Origin of the sequence: Bacillus cereus (assembly GCF_002567495.1) — a bacterium.
Lineage (GTDB): Bacteria > Bacillota > Bacilli > Bacillales > Bacillaceae_G > Bacillus_A > Bacillus_A cereus_AQ.
Genome location: NZ_NVAP01000127.1, coordinates 1 through 202, shown reverse-complemented (window position 1 = coordinate 202; position 202 = coordinate 1). Strand labels below are relative to the sequence as shown.

Genomic DNA, 202 nt, shown 5'->3' with positions numbered 1-202 from the left:
CCTTCATTAGTTTGTTTTCCGTATACAGAATCTCTTTTTCAGAAGAACGAATATACTTTGGAATCCTAGGCGTTCCAGCATATTTGTTTGGATTCTTTTTATAATCTTTTAAACTAGCAAAAAAAGATTTCCAATTTTGGAACAAACCTTTCATGATTGACTGGCTACATTGCGTAGGCAAAGCTCGATAATCATTTTGAAT

Annotated in this window: 1 pseudogene; it reads right to left on the bottom strand. The window is 32.7% G+C overall.

What is annotated here, in order from left to right:
- Window positions 1-202 (bottom strand): annotated as a pseudogene (locus tag COK05_RS30775) (RNA-guided endonuclease InsQ/TnpB family protein); the annotation flags it as partial.